Consider the following 21,170-nt stretch of genomic DNA (forward strand, 5'->3'; position numbering starts at 1 on the left):
GGGCGGAGGGGATGTACGGGCGGTGTAGGGACCGATGGGGCCGGGACACCGACAACGCGATGGCCCCAAGCCGCCCCCACCGCCAGCCACAGCCCACATGGGGGCGGCATCACCCTGAGGCCTAGTGATGAGGATGCCGCAGTTGGACCCAATGGCTACCGGCTGGTTAACTATCCCAGGTATTGCACGGGTAAAGGGCTGGCGGTCCGGTGAGACCGCCGTGGGGCGGCCTGGTCGGGTAGATGGGAACTTTTCTTGATTTCTTCGGTGGAGATCCCGCGTGAGCCGCAGGGGGCTCGCGACGGTCTCGGCGTCGGGTCCGCCCCGACGCCGCTCTTCGTCGTCCCCGACGGACTGCAGGGTGGGCGACGGAGGGGGCTGCCCCAGGCCCGCAGGTACCTGACGGGTTACCTGTCGGTGGTGCGGGTGGCCGACCTGCTCGTGGTGGCGGTGGCCGTCGTGGCGGCGCAGCTGTTCAGGTTCGGGACCGACGGGCGCGAGCTGCAGAGCGCGCTCGGGGCGGTGAGCTACACGACCGTCTCGCTGGCGCTGATGGCCGGGTGGATGGCCTCGTTGCACCTGCAGAACTCCTACGACGGGCGCCTGGTGGGGCACGGCGTGCAGGAGTACAAGCAGGTGTTCCAGGCCTCGACCTGGCTGTTCGCGATCGTGGCGATCGTCGCGCTGGCGCTGAAGGCGGACTTCGCCCGGGGGTATGTCGTGCTGGCCTTCCCGCTGGGGACGGTGCTGCTGCTGGTGGCCCGCTGGAGTGCGCGCCGATGGTTGGTGCGCCGGCGCCGGGAGGGTGCGCTCTCGGACCGGGTGCTTCTTGTGGGGGACCGGGACCACGTGGCCAGCCTGGTGGTGGCGCTGGGGCGGGCGCCGGACGCGGGCTACCAGGTGCTGGGGGCCTGTGTGGACGGTGCCAGCGAGGGCCGGGTCGCCGGGGTCCCGGTCCTGGGGCCGGAGTCCGACGTGCTGGTCAAGGCGCTGGAGATGGACGTGGACGTGGTGGCGGTGTCCTCCTCCGCGGGGCTGGGCCAGGAGGGGTTGCGCCGGCTGGGGTGGGCGTTGGAGGGGACCGACATCGACCTGGTCGTCGCGCCGGGGATCATGGACGTGGCCGGGCCGCGGGTGCTGACCCGTCCGGTGCAGGGTCTGCCGCTGATCCACGTGGAGTCGCCGCGGTTCGCCGGTCCGCAGCTGGTGGCCAAGAACGTGGTGGACCGGATGGCGGCGGTGGCGGTGCTGGTGGTCATGGCTCCGGTGATGGGGCTGGTGGCGCTGGCGGTGCGGGGCGAGGACGGCGGTCCGGTGCTCTTCCGGCAGGAGCGGGTGGGCCGTGACGGACGCACGTTCGCGATGCTGAAGTTCCGCAGCATGGTGGTGCAGGCCGAGGAGATGCTGCCCACGCTGCGGGCGGTGGACCAGGGGGCCGGGCCGATGTTCAAGGTGCCCGAGGACCCGCGGGTGACGCGGGTGGGAGCCTTCATCCGGCGCCACTCCCTGGACGAGCTGCCCCAGCTGATCAACGTGCTGCGCGGCGACATGAGCCTGGTCGGGCCGCGCCCGCCGCTGCCGCGGGAGGTCGCCGCCTACGAGGCGGCCACCCATCGTCGACTCCTGGTCAAGCCGGGCATGACCGGCCTGTGGCAGATCAGCGGGCGCAGCAACCTCTCCTGGCAGGAGTCGGTCCGCCTCGACCTCTACTACGTCGAGAACTGGACCCCGGTGCTGGACCTGATGATCCTGTGGCGCACCGTCCAGGTCGTGCTCAAGCCCGACGAGAACAGCGCTTACTGAACGCTTGGGCGGGGCTTTGGGTCACCGCCGGGACCTCTCCTAGGCGGTCTATCCGCTACTTGTTGGTCTCGTCCGCCAGCTGCTTGGGGCTCTTGCGCTGGCCCTTGGCGACCACCCTGGTGGTCTCGCGGTTGGCCAGCATCCGGACCATCCCGACGACCGCACCGGACAGCACCGCGAAGGCGATGGCCTCCTTGATGTCGATGTCCGGGTCCTCCGGGTTGCTGGGGGAGTCCTTGCCGGTGACGAACTTCCACGTGCCGTCCGTCATCTTGCGGGCGACGACGCTGGCGCCGATCGCGGCGGCGGTGGTGGCGAGCTTTGCGACGAGGTTACCCATGAGAGCGATCCTGCCACAGCGGTGCTAGCGTGGATAACGGAAACGACAGGGGAGCGCCCTGAGCGCTGAGAGTGCGGCACCCGCCGCAGACCCTCGAACCTGCACCGGTTAGCACCGGCGAAGGAAGTCGACAAGGAGACTCGATGATGCCCATCCACCGGTCCACCCTCCGCGCCCTGGCTCTGAGCGCCACCGCCGGCCTGGTCCTGAGCTCGTGCACCCTGCTGGGGGGTGACGAGGAGCCGAGCCCAGCACCGGCGCCCGCGCCGACCCAGGACCCGGCAGACGAGGGGACGGCCACGGGCGGCTCGGGGCTCGACGGTGACAATGCGACCGCGTCCTCCGGCAACGACGCGGACCGCAGCACCGGGACCGCGGCGGCCCCCACCACCGACGAGGTCGTGCTCGTCACCCACTCCTCCTTTACCGTCCCCGAGGAGCTGGTCGCCGCGTTCGAAACCGAGACCGGTTGGGACCTGACCATCCAGTCCTCCGGCGACGCCGGCGAGCTGACGAACAGGTTGGTCCTCACCTCGGGCAGCCCCATCGGGGACGTCGTCTTCGGGATCGACAACACGTATGCCAGCCGCGCGGTCGACGAGGGGGTGCTCGCGGCATACACCCCCTCGGACCTGCCCGAGTCGGCGGAGGAGCACGCGCTGGAGGGGGGCGCGGCATACCTGACCCCGGTCGACTTCGGTGACGTGTGCGTGAACGTGGACGACGTGTGGTTCGCAAACAACGGCATCGCCCCGCCGGAGACGCTGACCGACCTGACGGAGCCGGAGTATGAGGACCTGTTCGTCACGCCGGGGGCGAGCACGTCCTCGCCGGGGCTGGCGTTCCTGTTGGCCACGGTCGGGGAGTTCGGGCCGGGGCAGTGGCAGGGCTACTGGGAGGACCTGATGGCCAACGGGGCCAAGGTCACCAGCGGGTGGACCGACGCCTACACGGTGGACTTCACCGCCGGCGGGGGTGGTGGTGACCGGCCGATCGTGCTGTCCTACGCCAGCTCGCCGCCGTTCACCATCCCCGAGGGTGGGTTCCAGCCGACGACGCGGGCGCTTATGGAGACCTGCTTCCGGCAGGTGGAGTACGCCGGGGTGCTGGAGGGGGCGCAGAACCCTGAGGGTGCGCAGGCGGTCGTGGACTGGCTGGTGAGTCCGCAGGTGCAGGCTTCGATCCCGGACAACATGTTCATGTTCCCGGTGGACGAGGAGGTGGCGCTGCCCGAGCTGTGGGCGCAGTGGGCGGCCGTGGCCGAGGACCCGATCGTGGTGCACCCCGACCAGATCGAGGAGGAGCGGGAGACCTGGCTGCGGGAGTGGGCGGACATCGCGACTGGGTGAGTGTCGCGGCTCCGTGATTTGGCGGGCCGAGGTGGCTAGCGCCGCCGGTCGCGGCGGGGCTTCGAGAAGGGGCTCCCCCCTCCTGCGCTACGTCTCGACCGCGGGTGCGACGGCATACCCCGTCCGGAGTCGGGCGACCAAGGTCACGGAAAGGGCTTTACTCATTCCGATGCCATCCCGCCGATTGAAGGGCCGCCACGAGCCCCCGAGCGCCCGCTCGCCACGTGTAGGCCCCAGAACGTTGCCTACTCGAAACACTTAGTCGTTCGCGCAGATCGCGATCATGCCACAAGTGTTGAATGGCTTCTGCAAGAGCGGGAGGGTCGTCGGGATCGATCAGCACGCCGCTCTCGAGGGCCTCAACCAGGCTTGACTGGCCCCTCACCCGTGTTGCCACGACCGGCGTTCCCAGCGCTGCAGCCTCGAGAACCTTGTAGGGGGACACCCCGCGTTCAGAAGCTGGGCCGGCTTTTCGCACAGCCAAAGACATGGCCGCACCTCCAGTCCAAGCTAATGCTCGTTCAGCGCTCACCCGTCCTACGTAGTGAACGCGAGAGTCTCTAGCCGCGGCAGCCACGACCAGTGGCTCGTCCGCCCCATCGCCCACGAAGACGATTGGCAGGTCGTCAGGCCAATGCTCGGAATCGAGAGCCGCTAGAATCGTGTCGATTCCCTGCCAAGTGGCGAACTTCCCCACAAACACGACGAAACCATTATGCCGAAGGCCCATCTGTGCCAACTCCTCCGTGGAGATGGGTGACACTGCAGCGACGCTATCGCCGTTGAACCCATTTTCGAGAACGAACCCACGCGGGGTCGTCAGTCCCAGATCATGATTGATCCAATCCAAGATCCCAGCGCTCGGTGCGACAAGGGACGTAGACATGGCGATCGTCGGCTTGATGAATAACGTTTCTATTGGCAGTCTAGCCGTGAACGGGTAAGCCGCGTGCATATCGGCAGTGTTCCCCTGGACCATCAGTACGACAGAACCTCCGCGCAGCTTTTGGAGCGCGACCGGCAGAAGGCTGGCAGGGTGCATACGACCCAGTAGGAGCCGCTCTCGGCCGCCCGCCCGGACGGCCCTCACCTGCATAAGCGCTAGGCGTTTGACTCTCGCGATCCATCCGGGCCTGGAAGCTCCGGTCTGCGCGACGACGTGTGCAACGGGCACTGCCGCCTCATCGAGCCGTTGAAGAGTTCCCTCCAGATGTTGCCCTGCGGCCGTTCCAGGCTCGGCCGACTCAAACCAGACCAACACAACGTCCTTCACGAGACGTCCTCTCTGCTGATCGCTGTCGTCCACCGGAACCCAACCACGGTTTGCGGCAAAGCCATGTAAGTGTTGTAGCCAGACCTGGTTGCGGGAGTGGGCGGACATCGCGACGGGGTGAGGTGGTGCGGCCCCGTGGGTCGTGGGCTGTCGGGCCGTCGCGGCTAGCGCCTGCGGTCGCGGCTGGGCTTCGAGAAGGGGTTCCCCCGCCCGCGCTGCTGCTCGACCGCGGGTGCGACGGCATACTCCGTCAGCTGTTCCTCGGTGCGGCTGACCACGGTGACGGTCCCGCCTCCGTCGGCGCAGCGACGGCGCGCGTACCCCTGGGCGCGCAGCTTGTCGCCGTGGAAGAGGCGTTGGCCGGTGTCGTCGAGCACCTCCCAGCTGCCTCGGTCGTTCATCTTCACCACTAGACGTGTCACGGTCGTCTCCCCAGAGCGTGGACTGAGGGCATATTTTTTCACACTTGTGTCGCAGGGAGGTCGGGCGGCGACGGGGGTGGGGAGCGCCGGACCTTGCGGGTTCCTCCTGGTGCCCGTGGTGACGGTGGCCCGCCGGGAGATAGTCTGCGCGGGTCAAGCTCACGGTCTTCTCGGGGAGGCTCAGGGTCGCGTGCCCACCATCACTGTCGTCGCCGTCGTCATCGTCCTCGTCCTGCTGGTCGTCGCCGTCCTGGCCCTCTCCGCCCGGCACGCACGCGACGTGATCCGCGGGGCCGGGACGTGGCTGGACCCCCGGAGCGAGATCGAGGACCCCGGCGACGACGACCGGCGGTCGCGCGGCGCGAGGGGTGAGGGGCGGGACGGCGAGGACGGGCGCTGCGCGTAGGGGGGCGACGGCGGTCCGAGACACCCGGGTCAGGGCGCCTGGTCGCCCACCGTCTCGACGGTGCGCCGGGGGCGGTTCCACCACCGTGCCTCGCGTCCTGGGGCGGCGCGCTCGCGCCGACCGTGCCGGGGCGGATCGGTCGCTGCTGAGGGTCCGTACTCGTGGTAGTAGCCGTAGGTGCTGGCCCCGCTGGACGGGAGGCGGTTGAGCAGCACGCCCAGCACCTTGGCGTCCACGCTGTTGAGGGTGGCCAGGCTCTGGGCCAGCTGGTGCCGGCGCACGATGCCCGACCCCACCACCACGATCGTGCCGTCGACGACCTTGGACAGCACCGCGGCGTCGGTCACGGGCAGGAGCGGAGGAGCGTCGACGACGACGTACTCGAAGCGGGACCGCAGGTCGTCCATGAGAGCACGCATCGCCGGCCCGCCGAGCAGCTCGCTGGGGTTCGGCGGGATCGCGCCCGCGCCCAGCGCCGTCAGGTGGTCGCCGTAGGGCTGCAGGACGTCGTCGAGCGAGGCCTGCCCGATCAGGACCGACGTCAGGCCGGCGGTGCCGTCCAGGCTCATGTACTCCAGCAGCTTGGGACGGCGCAGGTCGGCCTCGACCACGCACACGGACGCGCCCGACGCCGCAAGCGTCAGCGCGAGGTTGGCCGCGGTGGTCGACTTGCCCTCACCGGGCAGGGACGAGGTGAACAGCAGCGCCCGGGGCTGCTCGGCCGCGTCGATGAACTGCAGATTGGTGCGGACGGCGCGGAACGCCTCGGCCCGGGGGCTGTAGTCGCCGTCCTGCACCATGAGCGGGTTGCGCGGCGCGTTGCGGTCGAAGGTGATCCCGCCGATGACGGGCCGGTCGCTGACCCGCTGGACGTCGCTCGCCCCGGTGATCCGGGTGTCCAGCATCTCCCGCAGGACGGCCGCGGCCACCCCGAGCATGAGGCCGAGGCTCAGACCGAGGGCGAGGTTGCGGGAGGGGTTGGGCGAGACCGGGACGGTGGCGGCCCTGGCCGGCCGGATGAGCGAGGCTTTCACCGGGCTGACACCTTCGCCGTCGGACTGCTCCAGGTCGGCCACCGTGCGGGTGAACTGCTCGGCGACGGCGTTGGCGATCTCGGCCTCGCGCTCTCCGTCCTCCCCGGTGACGCTGATGTTGATGAGCACCGTGTCATTGGGAACCGACGTGCTGATCCGGCCTGCCAGGGCCTCCGGTGACACGTCCAGATCCAGCTGCCTCACCACCGGCTCGAGCACCACCGGGGCCGTGACCATGTCGGCGTAGGTGGTCACCTGCCGGAAGGTGAACGAGCTCCCCTGCGCAAGGTCGGCCACGCTGCTCTGGGCGGGGCTGGTGGAGATGAACAGCTGGGCCGTCGCCCGGTAGACCGGGGTGGTCAGGTTGGTCGCGGTCACGGCCCCGCCCACGCACAGCACGAAGACCAGGGCCATCCAGCGCCACCGCCGGCGCAGCACGCGCAGATAGTCGTGCAGCTCCATGACCGACCTCCCGAGTCCTGCTCGTCGTATCCGGAGCGTAGTCCAGGGGGTCGTGATCCGGCATGATGACGCACGTGCCCCCCCACCGGCTCGACCGCGGGTTCGCCCGCAACGTCGGGGCCCTGCTGATCGGCCAGGTCCTGCGGGTGCCGATCACGGCCGTCTACTTCGTGGTGGCGACGCGGGCGCTGGGGGTGGAGTCCTTCGGCCGGCTCACGGCGGTCGCCGCCCTCATCATGATCGCGGCGCCGTTCTCCGCCCTGGGCTCGGGCGCGCTCATCGTCAAGTACGGCGCGACCGACCCGGGCACCACCCGGCACTGGCTGGGCGCCGGTCTGACGATGAGCCTGCTGGGCTCGGTGCTGGTCGGTGCGCTGCTCCTCCTGCTGTCCCCGTTCCTGGTCCCGGTCGGGACGGGCCTGGCCGTCGTGGCCGGGCTGCTCCTCGCCGAGTTCGTCTTCGCCCGGGCCGCGGACCTGTCCTCCTCGGTATTCGTGGCGCGGGAGGAGATGCACGTCACCGCCTTCTGCCAGGTCCTCGTGCCCGCCCTGCGGCTCCTCACCGCCGTGGCCCTGGTCCTCTCGCCCACTCCGGTCGGCCTGGGGACGTGGGTCCTCGCGCTCGTGGTCAGCTCGGCGGTCTCCGGCGTGGTCTGCCTGGTCCTCGCGGTGCGGGCGGTCGGCCGGCCGGTCCTGGGGCTGGCGCCGTTCCGGGGACGTTGGCGGGAGGCGGCGCTCTTCAGCGTGGGGATCGGCATCCAGGCGGCGCACAACGACGTCGACAAGGTGATGCTTGGCCGTATCGACGGTCCGGTCGGGGCGGGCCTCTACGGCGCGGCCTACCGCGTCGTGGACACGGCCTGGCTGCCGGTGCGGGCGACGCTGGGGGCGGCCTGGCCCCGCATCTTCCGGCACGCGAGGGGCGGACCGGTCGAGATGCTGCCCTTCGTCAGGGCCGTCGCCGGGCCGGCGCTGCTCTACAGCACGGTGGTCGTGGCGGCCATGGTCGGCGGCGCGGCCCTCCTGGTCCCGCTCCTGGGGGAGTCCTACGCCGAATCTGTGCCGCTCCTGCGTGTCCTGGCCGTCGTCGTGCTGCTGCGCTGCCTGCACTACCTGCCGGCGGACGTGCTCACCGGGATCGGGTGGCAGGGGGTGCGCACGACCATCCAGGTGGTGGTCCTGGCGGGCAACGTGCTGCTCAACCTGTGGCTCATCCCCCGGTACGGCGTCTGGGGGGCGGCCTGGGCGACGCTCGCCTCCGAGGCCGCCCTCGCCGTCGCGCTGTGGGTCGCCCTGGTGGTCTGGCTGCGCCGGCCGCACGGCGGACGGGCGCCGATGGTGCAGGAGACCGGATGAGACGCCGGGCCGCGCCGGCGTCGTCCCTGTCTCCGAGGCGGGTGACCTTCCTGGCGACGGTGCTCACGCCCCGCCTGGGGATGGAGAACGCCCTGCTGCGGCTGGCCGCGGCGCTCGCGGAACGGCACGACGTCGAGGTCCTCGTCCTGCACGACCCCGGCCCCCTGCGCGTGCCCGGGGTCAGGATCACCTGCCTCGACGCGGGGAGCGAGCGCCGGACCCGCAGGTCCCTGCGCCGGCGGTTGCGGTCCGCGGCCGGGAGGGAGGTGCTGGTCGTGACCGGGGTGTGGGCCGGGGCGCAGCTGCTCCTGGCGGCGCCCTGGCGGTTCCGCTCCGCGGTGGCGTGGGAGCACTCGGTCACGCCCCGGCGCCTGGTCACGGGGCGGCTGTTCCGCCTGCGCGCCGAGGCGGTGGCCCGCGCATACCGGCGCTGCGCCGGGGTCGTCAGCGTCAGCGCCCCCGTCGCCTCGACGCTGCGCGAGCGCTGGGGCGTGGAGTCCCTCGTCGTGCCCAACCTGCTCGACCTGCCGGCGCGCTCGCCCGGGGCGCGGCGGCATACCCCGCAGGGTGGTGCCCCGCCGCCCGCCCGAGCGGACGGCCCCGCCCGACTCCTCGCGCTCGGTGAGGCGCGGGCGGTGAAGAACTACGACGTGCTGGTCCGCGCGCTGCCGCTCCTGGACGTGGACTGGCGGCTGGCGATGGTGGGCGGCGGGCAGGTGGCCGGGCTGCAGGAGCTGGCGAAGGGGCTCGGCGTCGGCGACCGCGTCACCTGGCACGGGCACGTCGCCGATCCCGCCGGGTTCATGGCCGACAGCGACCTGCTCGTGCACCCCTCGGCCTCCGAGACCTTCGGCTACGTCCTGCTGGAGGCGGCCGAGCAGTGGCTCCCGGTGGTCGCGACCGACGCCCCGGTCATGGACGCGCTCGTCCCGGACCTCGTGCCCGGCGTCCTCACGGCCCCCACCCCTGCCGCGCTCGCGGCCGCGATCGGCACGGCGCTGCGGCGGTTCTCCACCCCGCAGGTAGCGTCGGAACTCCTCGCCGCGGACGACCGCCGCCGGCGGGAGTTCGACGCGGCGGCCACGCTGGCCGCCTGGGAGGGGGTGCTCGGTGTCTGAGACCACTCGCCCAGCAGGTCGCGTGCGGGTGAGCGCGGTCCTTCCCGTGCGCGACCCGGGTCCGGGCCTGGCCTCCAGCCTCGCCGCGGTCAGGGCCACGCTCTCCGACGCCGACGAGCTCGTCGTGGTCGACGACGGGTCCACCGACGGCACCCCCGAGCTGCTGCGCCGCACCGACCTCGGGGGCCTGCGCACGACGGTGCTGACGACGCCCGGGCACGTGGGGGTGGCCGCCGCGCGCAACCTGGGCCTGTGGCGGGCCGCGGGGGAGCTGGTCTGGTTCGTCGACTGGGACGACCGCTGGGACCCGCGGATCGTCGAGGCGCTGTATGCCGCGCACCTCGCCTCGGGCGCGCCCGTCGTGGGGTGCGGGGCCGACCTCGTCGACCAGGACGGTCGCCGTCGCGAGCTGCTGGGCACGGTGCCGCGCCCCACCCTGCTGAGGGGCGGGGAGATCGGCGTGGCGATCCTCGACGGCCGCCTGCGCGGCTACCTGTGGAACAAGCTATTCGCCCGGGCCGTCCTGGGGGAGGCGCCCTTCCCCGAGCGGCGGACGCGGTCCGACTTCGCCGGGTCCGTCGAGCGCATGGCCGCGCAACCCACGGCATGCCTGCTTCCCGAGGTGCTCTTCCACCACGTCCGGCGGCCGGGCTCGCTGACGACCGGACGCCATCCCGAGCTGTCGACCCTGCGGGAGTCCCTACGCATCGCCGAGCGGGTCGCCGTCCTGGCCAGGACCCACCCCGCCGGTCCAGCAGCGGACTCCGCGGTGGACGCCGCGCTGCGGGTGTTCCGCTACCGCGAGTGGCACCTGGCGGTCGCGGGCACCGCGGCGCGTGCGCCCCTCGACGCGACCGAGAGGCAGGAATGGCTGCGCCAGGCCCTCGAGGGTGCCCGGTGGAGGGACGCCGTCGGCCTGGCCCGGCACGACCCCGCCACGGCCGCCCGGGCCGCGCTCCTGCTCGCGGCGCGGCACCGCTACCCGGCGGTGCGCCGGTCGTGGGTGGCGGCACGCTCCGCGGCTCGCCGGGTGACGGGGCGGGGGGGCCGGTCGTGAGGGTCCTGCTGCTGACCAACATCTACCCGACGTCGGGCGTGCCGAACGCGGCGACGTTCATCCGCTCCCGCCTCGACGCGCTCGTGGCCCACGGGGTGGAGGTCGTGCCGGTCGCCCTCCGGCCGACGTGGACCCCCACGGCGCAGGTGCTGCGGAGGCTGGCGGGTCGTCAGGTGGAGGATCCTCCGAGCGAGCCCTTCCGGGAGGCGACGGCACCCCTGGGACCCGCGCACGCCCGCCGGCGACGGCTGGAGACGCGGTCGGGGGGACGGTGGCTGGACGCCGTGACCGGGTCGGTGCTGGCGTCCGTGACCGGACCCGTGGACGTGGTGCATGCGCACGGCATGTACGACCTGCCCGCCGGTCTCGTCGCCCAGGCGGTGGCCGGCCGGCTGGGCGTCCCCTACGTGGTCACCATGCACGGCACCGACGTCAACCTGCTCATGCCGCGACGGACCGGTCTCTACGGCCGCGTGCTCGCCGGAGCCTGCGCCACCGTCTACGTCAGCACCGCCCTGAAGGACCGGGCCCACTCCCTCGTCCCCCCGCACCCGCGGGCCCACGTGGTCCCCAACGGTGTCGACCTGTCCCTCTTCCGCCCGTCCCCGCGGGCGGCCGCCCCCACGGTGCTCTACGTCGGCAACCTCGAGCACGTCAAGGGGGCCGACCGCCTGCCGGCCATCTGGCGTGGGGTGCAGGACGCCCTGCCGGAGGCCCGCCTGACCGTGGTCGGTGCGGGGACCCTGGAGGGCGCGCTGCACCGCGAGCTGACGGGTCCGACGGTCCGGTTCCTGGGACGGCTGGACCAGACAGAGGTGGCCCGGCAGATGGGGGAGGCGCACGTGCTGGTCCTGCCGAGCCGGGCCGAGGGCGGGCCCACGGTGATGATGGAGGCCTACGCGGCCGGCACGCCGGTCGTGGGGACGGCGGTCGGCGGCATCCCCGAGACCGTCGTGGACCCCTGGTGCGTGGTCCCGAACGGGCCCGACGTCGAAGGTGCGCTGGCCCGCGCGGTGGTGCGGGTGCTGCGGTCGGAGGAGGATTCCCGGGACCGCCTGGTGGACGTTGCCCGGCCGTTCTCCTGGCGCAGCGTGGGGGCTCGGGAGCTGGCGATCTACCGCGGCTGCGGGTCCTGACACCGGCGCGGCCGGGGTGTCAGGATGACCCATGGGGCAGACACCGCGGCAGGCACTGACCGTCGCCACCGTCTCCAGGAGCCTGGCGCTGCAGAGCCCGGAGGCCTGGCGGGTGCTCCGCGACCGGGGGTACACGATCACGTTCGCGGCCGCCCGCGACACGTGGACCGACCGCCTGCTCGCAGGTCACCCCGGGAGCGCCTTCCACGAGATCCGGGCCGAGCGGAGCCTGCGCCCCCGCACCCTGCTCGGGCTGGCCGGGCACCTGCGGGCGCTGAGCCGGCGGGACTGGGACCTGGTGCAGGTGCAGTCGCCGATCATCTCCGTCCTGTGGCGAGTGGTGGCGACGCCTCGTGCCCGCCGGCGCACGGTCTACGTCGTCCACGGGTTCCACTTCCAGCCCGGTGAGCGGGGTGCGAAGGCGCTGGCCGTGCGGTTCCTCGAGGGTGCGCTGGCGCACCGCACGCTGGCGCTCGCGACGGTGAGCGCGGCGGACCAGGCGTTCGTGCGCCGCCTGCCGCGTCCCCTGAGGCCCCGGGTCCTGGCGGACCTGCCGGGCGCCGGTGTCCCGGTCGAGGAGTACCGCGACGCCGCCCTGGGCGGCGGGCGTCCCCCGGGCCTGCCCGAGGGGCCCTACGCGCTCTTCGTCGGGGACCTGAACGCCAACAAGGACCCGCTGTGCGCCGTGGACGCCGTCGCCGAGTGCCGACGACAAGGCCTGGCCCTGGACCTGGTCGTCATCGGCGAGGGCCCGCTGACCGCCGGGGTGGCCGACCTGGCCCGGACCCGTCCGTGGCTGCACCTCGTCGACCGCTCCGACGACGTCCCCCGGTGGATGGCCCACGCCGCGGTGCTGCTGGCCCCCAGCCACCGCGAGGGGCTGCCGCGGGTGGTCCTCGAGGCGCTGGCCGCGGGCACGCCCGTCGTCTCCCGGCGCAACCGGGGGTCGGCCGAGCTGCTCGCCGGCGGGGTCGGGGTCCTGCTGGAGACCGGCGCTGCCGGCCGCTGGGCCGACGCCGTCCACGCTGTCCTCGAGTCACCGCCCGGTATCGAGGCTCTGTGGGCCCGGGCGCGGCGCTACGGCGTCGACCGCTTCCGGACCGCCTACGAGGGCCTGGTCGCCGCGGTCGAGACCGAGCAGGCTCAGCATGGCGACGACCCACACCAGGCTCATCGCCTGCGGCGTGTACATCGGGGTCAGGGTCAACGAGGCCAGAGTCACGACCGCACTGATCACGATCAGCGGAACGACGTTGCGCGCGCCCCGGCGGTGCAGGAGGAGCGGTGAGAGCAGGGCCAGCACGTAGGTCCCGACCAGCAGCACCCCTCCCTGCAGGTAGTACGCCACGAACTGGTTGTCGATGAAGCTGATGAACTGGACCTGTGGAGGTCCGAGGGTGCCCAGGCTGAACCGGGGGTCCAGGGGGGAGTAGCTCAGCGCCAGCTGCCACGCCTCGACCCGGCCCAGGAGGTTCTCGTCCGCGTCGACGCCCTCGGTGACGACGGAGAGCGCCGTGGTCAGCCGGGCGACGAGCGTGCTCGCGAGCACCATCTGGAACAGCCCCATGGCCCAGGCGACGACGAGGAGCGGGAGCCCGAGCACGGCGGCTCGCAGGACGTGCCTGCTGGCCTGGGTCGAGTCGCGCAGGGCCTGGGCGCCCCAGAGCAGGAGCAGGACCGTCAGACAGGCCAGTCCCGTGCGCGACTGGCTGCCGACGATGCCCAGGACCGCTACGGCGACACCGCTCCACCGCCGCCAGCCGCTCAGGTAGAAGTAGGACAGGACCAGGGCCACGGCCGACCACAGCGCGAACGCGTTGGCGTTGATGAAGAGCCCCGTGGAGCGCCCGTAGATGACGTAGGCCTCCGACAGCGAGCGCTGCGTGGCGGCGTCCCACTCCTGCAGGGGCGTCCACAGCGCGTCCGGCACGATGCCCACCCGGAAGAGGGTCTGCCCCAGCCCGTAGCCCCCCTGGACCAGGATCGCCGCGTGCACGAACGGCAGCAGCCGGGCTCCGGCCGCGGCCGTCAGGGCGAGGACGGCGAGCGGGACGAGCACCACTATCCAGAAGTAGAGCGAGGTCATCCCGTAGGTGCCGAGAAGGACCCCGAGCAGGGGCAGGACCAGCAGCAGCACGAAGAGCGGTCCGACGCTGACGACCCAGCCGCCGCGGATGGTGGGCCGGGGCGAGCCGGCCTGGATCCAGGCGAGGAAGGCGGCGGCGACGAACGCGATCTCCAGCACCGGCACCCCCGGGAACCCGGGGACCCGACCCGGGTGCACCCGCTCCCCGAGGGTGAGGTAGGCGACGAACAGGGTCATCGCGACGGTCGTCACGGTGCGGGCTCCCGCAGCCGGTGCAGTCCGTCCGCGTCCGCGAGCACGCGCCCGTGCTGCTCCCACCCGCCCCCGGCACCGGCTGCGCGCGCCTGCTCGGCCAGCGGCTCGCGGACGCCCGGCTCCAGCAGGCTGCGGACCGCCCGGGCCAGCAGGTCGACCTCCGGGGGCCAGTCAGGCTGCTCCGGGGCGGTGCTCTCCAACCAGAGGACGGCCGTGCGCGGGATCTGGTCGGGCACCGGCGTCACATCCCCTTGAATCGGACCACCTCGACGACGGTGGCCAGCAGGATCCGCACGTCCGTCAGGCAGGTGGCCCGGCGGACGTAGTCGAGGTCGTAGTCGAGCTTCTGGTGCCAGTCTGCCACCGAGGTGGTGTAGCAGTGCCGGACCTGGGCCAGGCCGGTCAGCCCGGGCCGGACGCTGTGCCGCTGGGGGAAGGAGGAGAACTCCGCGGTAAGGAGCCCGACCAGCTCGGGACGTTCCGGACGGGGACCGACCAGCGACATGTCCCCGCGCAGGATGTTGATCGCCTGGGGCATCTCGTCGAGGTGGCTGGCCCGCAGGAGCCGGCCGAGGCGGGTGACCCGCGGGTCCCCGCAGTAGGTCCAGCGGGGCAGACCGTCCTCCTCCGCGCACGGAACCATCGAGCGCAGCTTGTAGATGGAGAAGGGTCGACCGTCCAGGCCGACCCGGACCTGGGTGTGGAAGACGGGACCACGGCTGTCCAGCTTGAGCAGCAGGGCCATCAGGGGCAGCGTCAGCGCGAGGACCACGAGCAGGACCAGACCCCCCGAGACGTCCAGGAGCCGCTTGGTCCGGGAGGCCACCAGCGGGTGTCGGGTGTCGACGGTCGCCGGAACGAACCTCACCCGTGACGGGACGCGCAGCGTCGTGCCTGCATGTCCGAACTGTTGAACGGCCGAACGTATCGTCGGCGTCGCCATGATCTGCAGCCCCCGAGACTGTCTGTCAGGCCGGCCGTGAGGCCCCTGGTCGGTCAGGCCATGGAGGATCCGGTGGATCGGCCCAGGCGCGTAACCCGTCTCCTGCTCGGCGTGGACTCCCCGACACGCACAGCCTCATCTGTCCCCACTCCTTCATCGTCACGGGACGATCGATGACGGTTGAGCGTATCGCTTTGAGTCCGCTCTGGATAGAGATTTTGTGAGATTGGTCTCCTCTGTCTTTACCTCCCTTTGACCTGCGCTTTAGGAGCGCGAGGTCCACGCGCGCCCCTCTCCACCCCGTCGCGTACGCTCGAACCCGTACACGACAGGGGAGCGCCCCGGCGCTGAGAGTGCGGCCCGCAGCCGCAGACCCTCCGAACCTGATCCGGTCAGCACCGGCGAAGGAAGTCGACCATGACTCCGCCCACCACCGCACCGGCGCGCCGGTCGCCGTTCCCGACCCCGCCCGGCCCCGCGCCCGGGGGCAGGACCGCGCGGCGGGGGCGGACGGCATACCCCTCCGGGCCGGGCCTGGTGCTCGGACTGGCGGCGCTGCTCCCGCTGGCCTTCCTCGCCGTCTTCTTCCTGCTGCCCGTCGGCGGGATGCTGGCGCGCGGGTTCCTGCCCGAGGGGCGGCTGGACCTCTCCGGGGTGCCCGACGTGCTCGGGCGGGCGCGCACCCTGCGGGTGCTGTGGTTCACGCTGTGGAGCTCGGCGGCCGGCACTGTGGGGACGCTGCTGCTGGGGCTGCCGACGGCGTACGTGCTCTACCGCCTGCGCTTCCCCGGCCGCGGCCTGCTGCGGGCGGTCGTCATCATGCCGTTCGTGCTGCCGACGGTGGTCGTCGGCGTGATGTTCCGCTCGCTGCTCTCCAGCGGCGGGCCGCTGGGGTTCCTCGGCGTCGACGGCACGTGGGTGCCGATCCTGCTGGCGTTCGTCTTCTTCAACCTGGCCGTCGTCGTGCGTACCGTCGGGGGGATGTGGGAGGGGCTGGACCGGCGGGCGGAGGAGTCCGCCGCCACCCTCGGGGCCACCCCCTGGCAGGTATGGCGCACCGTCACCCTCCCCGCGCTCGCGCCCGCCGTCGTCTCGGCGGCCACGCTCGTCTTCCTCTTCTGCTCGACCGCGTTCGGGGTGGTGCTGACGCTGGGCGGGCTGCGCTACGGGACGATCGAGACCGAGATCTACCTGCTGACCACGCAGTTCCTCGACCTGCAGGGGGCGGCGGTGCTGTCGGTGCTGCAGCTGGTGGCCGTCGTGGCGATGCTGACGCTGGCGGCACGGACCCGGCGGCGCACCGAGGGGGCGCTGAAGCGGGTGGGTGCCAAGGCGGCGGCGCGCGGGCCGCGCGCGGACGACATACCCGCGCTGGTGGTGACCGGACTGGCGGTGGCGCTCGTGCTCGTGCCCGTCGGCACGCTCGTGGTGCGCTCGCTGCGGCGGGGCGGGGGGTGGACGCTGGAGAACTACCGGATGCTGACCGACCCGGCCTCGACGCCGGTGCTGCGGGTCAGCGTGGTCGACGCGGTGGAGAACTCGCTGCGCACCGCCGTCGACGCGACCGTCATCGCCATGACGCTCGGGCTGGTCGTCGCGCTCGTGGTCTCGCGCCGGCCGCGCTCGCCGCGGTGGGCGCGGACGGTGTCGGTGCTGGACGGGGCCTTCATGCTGCCGCTGGGGATCTCGGCGGTGACCGTGGGCTTCGGCTTCCTCATCACCCTCGACCGGCCGCCGCTGGACCTGCGCTCCTCGCCGGTGCTCGTGCCGATCGCGCAGGCGATGGTGGCGCTGCCGCTGGTGGTGCGGACCCTGACGCCGGTGCTGCGCTCGGTCGACCCGCGGCAGCGGGAGGCGGCCGCGGCGCTGGGGGCCGGGCCGTGGCGGGCGGCGTGGACGGCCGAGGCGCCGGTGCTGGCGAGGCCGCTGGCGGCGGCGACCGGGTTCGCGTTCGCGGTGTCGCTGGGGGAGTTCGGGGCGACGGCGTTCCTGGCGCGGCCGGACCGGCCGACGGTGCCGGTGGTGATCTACCAGCTCATCTCGCGACCGGGTGCGGAGAACCTGGGTATGGCGCTCGCCGCGTCGGTCGTGCTGGCGGGGTTGACGGTCGTGGTGATGGCGGTCGTGGAGCGGCTGCGCGTCGGGTCGGTCGGGACGTTCTGACATGGGAGAGGCGATGCTGGAGCTGAGGGACGTGACCGTGCGGTTCGGGGCACTGGCGGCGGTGCGGTCGGTCTCGCTCGACGTGGCGGAGGGGGACGTGCTCGCCGTGCTCGGCCCGTCCGGGTGCGGGAAGTCGACGCTGCTGCGGGCCGTCGCCGGGCTGGAGCCGCTGACCGCCGGGTCGGTCGTCTGGGACGGGCGGGACCTGGCGGGGGTGCCCACGCACGAGCGCGGGTTCGCGCTGATGTTCCAGGACGGGCAGCTGTTCAACCACGCGTCGGTGGGGGAGAACATCGCCTACGCGCTGCGCCTGCGGGGGCTCGGGCGCGGGGCGCGCCGGGCGCGCGTGGAGGAGCTCCTCGAGCTGGTGGGGATGCAGGGGTATGCCGACCGCCGCCCCTCGACCCTGTCCGGGGGTCAGCAGCAGCGGGTGGCGCTGGCCAGGTCGTTGGCCGCAGACCCGGCCCTGCTGCTGCTGGACGAGCCGTTGTCGGCGCTGGACCGGTCGCTGCGGGACCGGTTGGCGGGGGACCTGCGGGAGATCCTGCGGCAGACCGGGACGACGGCGGTGATGGTCACGCACGACCACGACGAGGCGTTCACGGTGGCCGACCGGATGGCGGTGATGCTCGAGGGGGAGATCGCCCAGGAGGGGCCGACCGGTGAGGTGTGGCGCTCGCCGGTGTCGCGGGAGGTCGCGGAGTTCATCGGGTACGAGACGTTCCTGGAGGGGGAGGCAGCGGAGCGTGTCGTGGGTCGGGCCGGAGATGAAATCGTGGCCCTCCGCCCGAGCGCGCTGCGGGTCGAGGACGCCGGCGAGCTCGTCGGGGTCGTGCGGCGGGCGGTCACGGTGTCGGACGCGGTGCACCTGGACGTCGAGGTCGACGGCGTGGGGACCGTCGCGGCGCTCGCCGACGAGCCGGACCACCAGCCGGGGGAGACGGTACGGCTGCGGCTGGACCGGAGAGGGGTCGCGGGTCTGAGCGGGGCGTCACGGGCCTGATGCGGGGCTGACGCGGGGCTTGCAGACCGGAGGCAGGCGTCACCGACCTGCCCGGTGGGCGTCAGGGGCGGAAGATGTCCTTGCCGAACCGGGCACGCGGGTAGCCGGCGACGACCGAGGAGCTGGTCATCAGGTCGTGCAGCCCGCGGTTCTTGCGGTCCCGCAGGGGCCAGAGCACCGCCAGCACGAAGAAGATCCCACCGGTGACCCCGCCGAGCACCCACAGGATCGCCGAGCGCACCAGTCCTACCGGGCCGCCGAGCGTGGTCCCGTCGACGTCCCGGACGACCCGGAGCCCCATGACGGCCTTGCCGGGCGACTGACCCTTGCTGCCGTTGAGCCAGGCGAGGTAGCCGGCGAACCCGATCCAGAGCATGGCCGCGAGACCGCCGAGCGTGTCGGAGAAGTCCGTCAGGGTCCCCAGCACGACCAGGGTGCCCAGGAGGATCCCGGAGTCGACCAGGCCGGCGCCCAGCCGCTCCGCCCAGTCGGCGTAGCGCGACCCTGCCGGTGAGGGGGCGGGGCCGTTCCCCTGATGCGGCTGCACCGGGTGGCCGACGTGCGGCTGGGTGGTCCATCCCGGGTGCGTCTCCGGGACCCCGGCCCCCGGGGGCGACCAGGTGGGGATCGGCGGGGGGCCGGCCGACCACGGCGCGTCGTCCAACGGTCCGACGGGGCGTTCCTTGTCGCGGCCGTCGTCCTGCGGGTGCCGCGGGGCGTTCGGCTCCTGGGGTGGCCAGCTCATGGTGTCCCTCCTGCTCTGGGCGCACGCTGCCGTCGGAGCGAGACAGCGGCGCCCTCCCAGTGTCGGACATGAGGAGCTGGGCAGCGACACCGGGTGGCTCCGTGCTTACGGTGTGAGCAACAGCACCGGGCCGGGCCATAGACGTCCGTCACAGCCTGCGGTTAGGGTCGTGCCCTCGACACCGGTGGGTGTCCGAGCCTCTCGCGACACCCCCCTGGAGCTTTCATGGCAGTACTGTTCAGCCGTCGGTCCGTCGTCCACGTCGCCCTGGTAGCCGTCCTGGCCTCGATGCTGGTCTGGATCCAGCCGTCGGTGGCCGTCATGGCCCCCAGCACGCTGGCCGACCAGAAGCCCGTGCAGGCAGGACCCGTGGAGACCGACTTCCCGATCGACTACGTCGGCGTGCTCTACGACGCCCCTGGGGCGCACGGCCACGACAACGAGCACGGCCACGCCGCCTCGCAGGCCGCCGTCCGCCTCCGCCACGACGGGGTATGGGGTACCTGGATGCCCCTGCAGGAGGACGGCGCCCAGGCCGAGGACCGGTGGACCAGCGCGCTCGTCTCCGCAGCCGGCGCGACGGCATACCAGGTCCGGGGTGTGCCCGCGGCGGCCCTGGACGCGAAGGCAGTTGCCATCAACACCACGGACGGCCCGCTGGAGAAGGTGGGGGAGCGGCCGGGCGGCGCGGCGGACGCTCTGTCGACCGCGGACTGCGTGACGCGGGCCGAGTGGGGTGCGGACGAAAGCTGGCGGACGACGGGGAGGAACAAGCGCTACACGCCGGAGTACCAGGACGTCCAGGCGCTGACCGTGCACCACACCGTGACCGCCAACGACGACCCGGACCCGGCGGGGACAGTCCGCGCGATCTACCGCTGGCACGCCGTGGACAACGGGTGGGGCGACATCGGCTACCAGTACCTGATCGGCGAAAGCGGCGCCGTCTACGAGGGCCGCTGGTCGGGAGGCGACAGTTCGACCTGCGATGACTTCGCCCACGAGCAGGGCACGGACCGCGTCGTGACCGGTGCTCACACGGGTGGGTGGAATTCCGGAAACGTCGGGGTCGCCCTCCTGGGGACGTTCGAGGAGACGCCGACTGTCTCTGCGGCGGATCCGGCCCCTGCGGCTGTCGACGCCCTCGAGGGCCTGCTGGCCGACCTGTCCGTGCGGCACGACCTGAGTCCTGGGGCGGAGATCACGTACCTGAACCCGGTCAGCTTCGAGGAGAAGGTGGTTCAGACCATCGGTGGCCACCGGGACTACAACGCGACCGCCTGCCCGGGAGAGCGGCTCTACGCGCAGCTGCCGGCGATCCGGACGGCGGTGGCGGAGCGGATGGCCGGAGGCCCGGAAGACCCGGCGCCCACCGACCCCACGGACCCGGGCGACCCGACGGACCCGACCGAGCCGACGGACCCGACCGAGCCGACGGAGCCCACAGATCCGACCGAGCCCACGGATCCGACCGATCCGGGACCGACCGACCCGGAACCCGCGACAACCGTGCACGTCGGGGACCTCGACGCGACGACCGTTGACGACAAGAACCAGTGGCGCGCCGATGTCACCGTCACGGTCGTGGACGGCAACGGTGGGCCGGTCGACGGTGCTGAGGTGGTGGGCACCTGGACCACGACCGGTGGGTCCGACTCGTGCACCACGGACGCCGGCGGGACGTGCACGGTCGCCGCGACGACCGGTAAGAAGGACAACGCCCTCACCTTCGTCGTCGAATCCGTGATGGCGACAGGCCTCGACTATGCGCCGGCCGCCAACACCGATCCGGACGGCGACTCCAACGGCACGACCATCACGGTCGTACGGGTGAATTAGCCGCAGGCCTCGGAGCGCGACCGGCTGTGGTCGTCCTGACGACCACGACCGGTCACGCTGATCTCAGCCCCTGGTCCGCGCGGCCTCGAACCCGTCGTCCAGCCCCTGCAGCTCCACCAGGCCGGCCTCCTGGACACCCCGGCGTTCGGGCTGCGCAGCTTGGCCACCGCGCGGGTGACGCGACCGGTGTCCACGCCCTGAACCTCGGCACGGCGCAGGTTGGCCGGGCTGTCCAGGCGTCTCCTCAGTGGCGCATACGTCTGCAGCCGATGAGGACATCTCTGCCAGGGTGTGTCTTCGTCGATGGCGTCAGCGGTGACATGTCCGTTTCGACCCGGGGGCAACCGGACCCACACGGAGGAGGCCCCTCCCGGACGGATC

Annotated in this window: 18 protein-coding genes and 2 riboswitches; of the genes, 11 read left to right on the forward strand and 7 right to left on the reverse strand. The window is 72.4% G+C overall.

The annotated features are described in order from the left end of the window. Positions 1 to 267: 267 nt before the first annotated feature. The gene (locus ACWHYA_RS06380) at positions 268 to 1,803 is read left to right on the forward strand and encodes a sugar transferase (RefSeq protein ID WP_425942191.1); all 1,536 of its coding nucleotides are present in this window, start codon (positions 268 to 270) and stop codon (positions 1,801 to 1,803) included. Between the two features lie 55 nt (positions 1,804 to 1,858). On the opposite strand, the gene ACWHYA_RS06385 is transcribed toward ACWHYA_RS06380, so the two are convergent. Next, on the reverse strand, positions 1,859 to 2,143 hold the full coding sequence (locus ACWHYA_RS06385; RefSeq protein ID WP_425942189.1) for a DUF4235 domain-containing protein: 285 nt from the start codon (positions 2,141 to 2,143) through the stop codon (positions 1,859 to 1,861). A gap of 37 nt (positions 2,144 to 2,180) precedes the next feature. Continuing rightward, a riboswitch (TPP riboswitch) is annotated at positions 2,181 to 2,286 on the forward strand. On the opposite strand from ACWHYA_RS06385, the gene ACWHYA_RS06390 reads away from it, so the two are divergent. Continuing rightward, positions 2,287 to 3,492 carry a thiamine ABC transporter substrate-binding protein gene (locus ACWHYA_RS06390; protein ID WP_425942187.1) on the forward strand — a complete coding sequence of 402 codons (1,206 nt, stop codon included), beginning with the start codon at positions 2,287 to 2,289 and terminating at the stop codon, positions 3,490 to 3,492. 157 nt (positions 3,493 to 3,649) lie between these two features. On the opposite strand, the gene ACWHYA_RS06395 is transcribed toward ACWHYA_RS06390, so the two are convergent. Beyond that, positions 3,650 to 4,873 (reverse strand): glycosyltransferase, encoded by a 1,224-nt coding sequence (locus ACWHYA_RS06395; protein ID WP_448095578.1) that lies wholly within the window; start codon positions 4,871 to 4,873, stop codon positions 3,650 to 3,652. A 56-nt stretch (positions 4,874 to 4,929) separates the two neighbouring features. Beyond that, positions 4,930 to 5,166, reverse strand: coding sequence for a hypothetical protein (locus tag ACWHYA_RS06400; RefSeq protein WP_425942186.1), 237 nt, complete (start codon positions 5,164 to 5,166; stop codon positions 4,930 to 4,932). A gap of 211 nt (positions 5,167 to 5,377) precedes the next feature. Here ACWHYA_RS06400 and ACWHYA_RS06405 point away from each other — a divergent pair, with 211 nt between their 5' ends. Beyond that, positions 5,378 to 5,593 (forward strand): hypothetical protein, encoded by a 216-nt coding sequence (locus ACWHYA_RS06405; RefSeq protein ID WP_425942184.1) that lies wholly within the window; start codon positions 5,378 to 5,380, stop codon positions 5,591 to 5,593. A 29-nt stretch (positions 5,594 to 5,622) separates the two neighbouring features. Here ACWHYA_RS06405 and ACWHYA_RS06410 read toward each other — a convergent pair whose 3' ends face one another. Continuing rightward, positions 5,623 to 7,089 (reverse strand): polysaccharide biosynthesis tyrosine autokinase, encoded by a 1,467-nt coding sequence (locus tag ACWHYA_RS06410; protein WP_425942182.1) that lies wholly within the window; start codon positions 7,087 to 7,089, stop codon positions 5,623 to 5,625. A 74-nt stretch (positions 7,090 to 7,163) separates the two neighbouring features. Here ACWHYA_RS06410 and ACWHYA_RS06415 point away from each other — a divergent pair, with 74 nt between their 5' ends. From ACWHYA_RS06415 to ACWHYA_RS06435, 5 genes are read left to right on the forward strand one after another with little or no spacing between them, the layout of a single operon-like run. Then, positions 7,164 to 8,444: an oligosaccharide flippase family protein gene (locus ACWHYA_RS06415; RefSeq protein ID WP_425942180.1), complete on the forward strand. Its 1,281-nt coding sequence runs from the start codon at positions 7,164 to 7,166 to the stop codon at positions 8,442 to 8,444. Further along, positions 8,441 to 9,562 (forward strand): glycosyltransferase, encoded by a 1,122-nt coding sequence (locus ACWHYA_RS06420; RefSeq protein WP_425942178.1) that lies wholly within the window; start codon positions 8,441 to 8,443, stop codon positions 9,560 to 9,562. Before ACWHYA_RS06415 ends, ACWHYA_RS06420 begins: the two co-directional genes overlap by 4 nt. Before the next feature lie 28 nt (positions 9,563 to 9,590). Beyond that, entirely contained in the window at positions 9,591 to 10,619 is a 1,029-nt protein-coding gene (locus ACWHYA_RS06425) for a glycosyltransferase family 2 protein (protein ID WP_448095580.1), read from the forward strand. Further along, the gene (locus tag ACWHYA_RS06430) at positions 10,616 to 11,755 is read left to right on the forward strand and encodes a glycosyltransferase (protein ID WP_425942175.1); all 1,140 of its coding nucleotides are present in this window, start codon (positions 10,616 to 10,618) and stop codon (positions 11,753 to 11,755) included. The genes ACWHYA_RS06425 and ACWHYA_RS06430 overlap by 4 nt, the downstream gene beginning before the upstream one ends. 31 nt (positions 11,756 to 11,786) lie before the next feature. Continuing rightward, a complete protein-coding gene (locus tag ACWHYA_RS06435; RefSeq protein WP_425942173.1) occupies positions 11,787 to 13,043 on the forward strand; it encodes a glycosyltransferase in 1,257 nt (418 codons plus the stop codon). 1,046 nt (positions 13,044 to 14,089) lie between these two features. On the opposite strand, the gene ACWHYA_RS06440 is transcribed toward ACWHYA_RS06435, so the two are convergent. Both ACWHYA_RS06440 and ACWHYA_RS06445 read right to left on the reverse strand, forming a co-directional pair. Further along, positions 14,090 to 14,332 (reverse strand): hypothetical protein, encoded by a 243-nt coding sequence (locus ACWHYA_RS06440; protein ID WP_425942171.1) that lies wholly within the window; start codon positions 14,330 to 14,332, stop codon positions 14,090 to 14,092. A gap of 5 nt (positions 14,333 to 14,337) precedes the next feature. Next, on the reverse strand, positions 14,338 to 14,964 hold the full coding sequence (locus tag ACWHYA_RS06445; protein WP_425942169.1) for a sugar transferase: 627 nt from the start codon (positions 14,962 to 14,964) through the stop codon (positions 14,338 to 14,340). A gap of 395 nt (positions 14,965 to 15,359) precedes the next feature. After that, a riboswitch (TPP riboswitch) is annotated at positions 15,360 to 15,466 on the forward strand. Between ACWHYA_RS06445 and ACWHYA_RS06450 the strand changes: the two genes are divergently transcribed. Both ACWHYA_RS06450 and ACWHYA_RS06455 read left to right on the forward strand, forming a co-directional pair. Further along, positions 15,457 to 17,202: an ABC transporter permease gene (locus ACWHYA_RS06450; protein ID WP_425942167.1), complete on the forward strand. Its 1,746-nt coding sequence runs from the start codon at positions 15,457 to 15,459 to the stop codon at positions 17,200 to 17,202. Its footprint overlaps the riboswitch before it by 10 nt. Positions 17,203 to 17,215: 13 nt before the next feature. Continuing rightward, positions 17,216 to 18,205, forward strand: a complete 990-nt coding sequence (locus ACWHYA_RS06455; RefSeq protein WP_448095581.1) for an ABC transporter ATP-binding protein — start codon at positions 17,216 to 17,218, stop codon at positions 18,203 to 18,205. A gap of 61 nt (positions 18,206 to 18,266) precedes the next feature. On the opposite strand, the gene ACWHYA_RS06460 is transcribed toward ACWHYA_RS06455, so the two are convergent. After that, positions 18,267 to 18,950, reverse strand: a complete 684-nt coding sequence (locus ACWHYA_RS06460) for an RDD family protein (protein ID WP_425942163.1) — start codon at positions 18,948 to 18,950, stop codon at positions 18,267 to 18,269. A gap of 225 nt (positions 18,951 to 19,175) precedes the next feature. Here ACWHYA_RS06460 and ACWHYA_RS06465 point away from each other — a divergent pair, with 225 nt between their 5' ends. After that, positions 19,176 to 20,789, forward strand: coding sequence for an N-acetylmuramoyl-L-alanine amidase (locus ACWHYA_RS06465; RefSeq protein ID WP_425942161.1), 1,614 nt, complete (start codon positions 19,176 to 19,178; stop codon positions 20,787 to 20,789). The last annotated feature ends 381 nt before the right edge of the window (positions 20,790 to 21,170 follow it).

The sequence above is a fragment of the Ornithinimicrobium carbonis genome (genome assembly GCF_977012275.1).

What these genes read in the sequence shown, in the direction of transcription:
- ACWHYA_RS06455 (WP_448095581.1), top strand. Translation starts at nt 17,216, where the DNA reads ATGCTGGAGCTGAGGGACGTGACCGTGCGGTTCGGGGCACTGGCGGCG.
- ACWHYA_RS06465 (WP_425942161.1), top strand. Translation starts at nt 19,176, where the DNA reads ATGGCAGTACTGTTCAGCCGTCGGTCCGTCGTCCACGTCGCCCTGGTA.
- ACWHYA_RS06400 (WP_425942186.1), bottom strand. Translation starts at nt 5,166, where the DNA reads ATGAACGACCGAGGCAGCTGGGAGGTGCTCGACGACACCGGCCAACGC.
- ACWHYA_RS06420 (WP_425942178.1), top strand. Translation starts at nt 8,441, where the DNA reads ATGAGACGCCGGGCCGCGCCGGCGTCGTCCCTGTCTCCGAGGCGGGTG.
- ACWHYA_RS06385 (WP_425942189.1), bottom strand. Translation starts at nt 2,143, where the DNA reads ATGGGTAACCTCGTCGCAAAGCTCGCCACCACCGCCGCCGCGATCGGC.
- ACWHYA_RS06460 (WP_425942163.1), bottom strand. Translation starts at nt 18,950, where the DNA reads ATGAGCTGGCCACCCCAGGAGCCGAACGCCCCGCGGCACCCGCAGGAC.
- ACWHYA_RS06390 (WP_425942187.1), top strand. Translation starts at nt 2,287, where the DNA reads ATGATGCCCATCCACCGGTCCACCCTCCGCGCCCTGGCTCTGAGCGCC.
- ACWHYA_RS06435 (WP_425942173.1), top strand. Translation starts at nt 11,787, where the DNA reads ATGGGGCAGACACCGCGGCAGGCACTGACCGTCGCCACCGTCTCCAGG.
- ACWHYA_RS06395 (WP_448095578.1), bottom strand. Translation starts at nt 4,873, where the DNA reads ATGTCCGCCCACTCCCGCAACCAGGTCTGGCTACAACACTTACATGGC.
- ACWHYA_RS06450 (WP_425942167.1), top strand. Translation starts at nt 15,457, where the DNA reads ATGACTCCGCCCACCACCGCACCGGCGCGCCGGTCGCCGTTCCCGACC.
- ACWHYA_RS06410 (WP_425942182.1), bottom strand. Translation starts at nt 7,089, where the DNA reads ATGGAGCTGCACGACTATCTGCGCGTGCTGCGCCGGCGGTGGCGCTGG.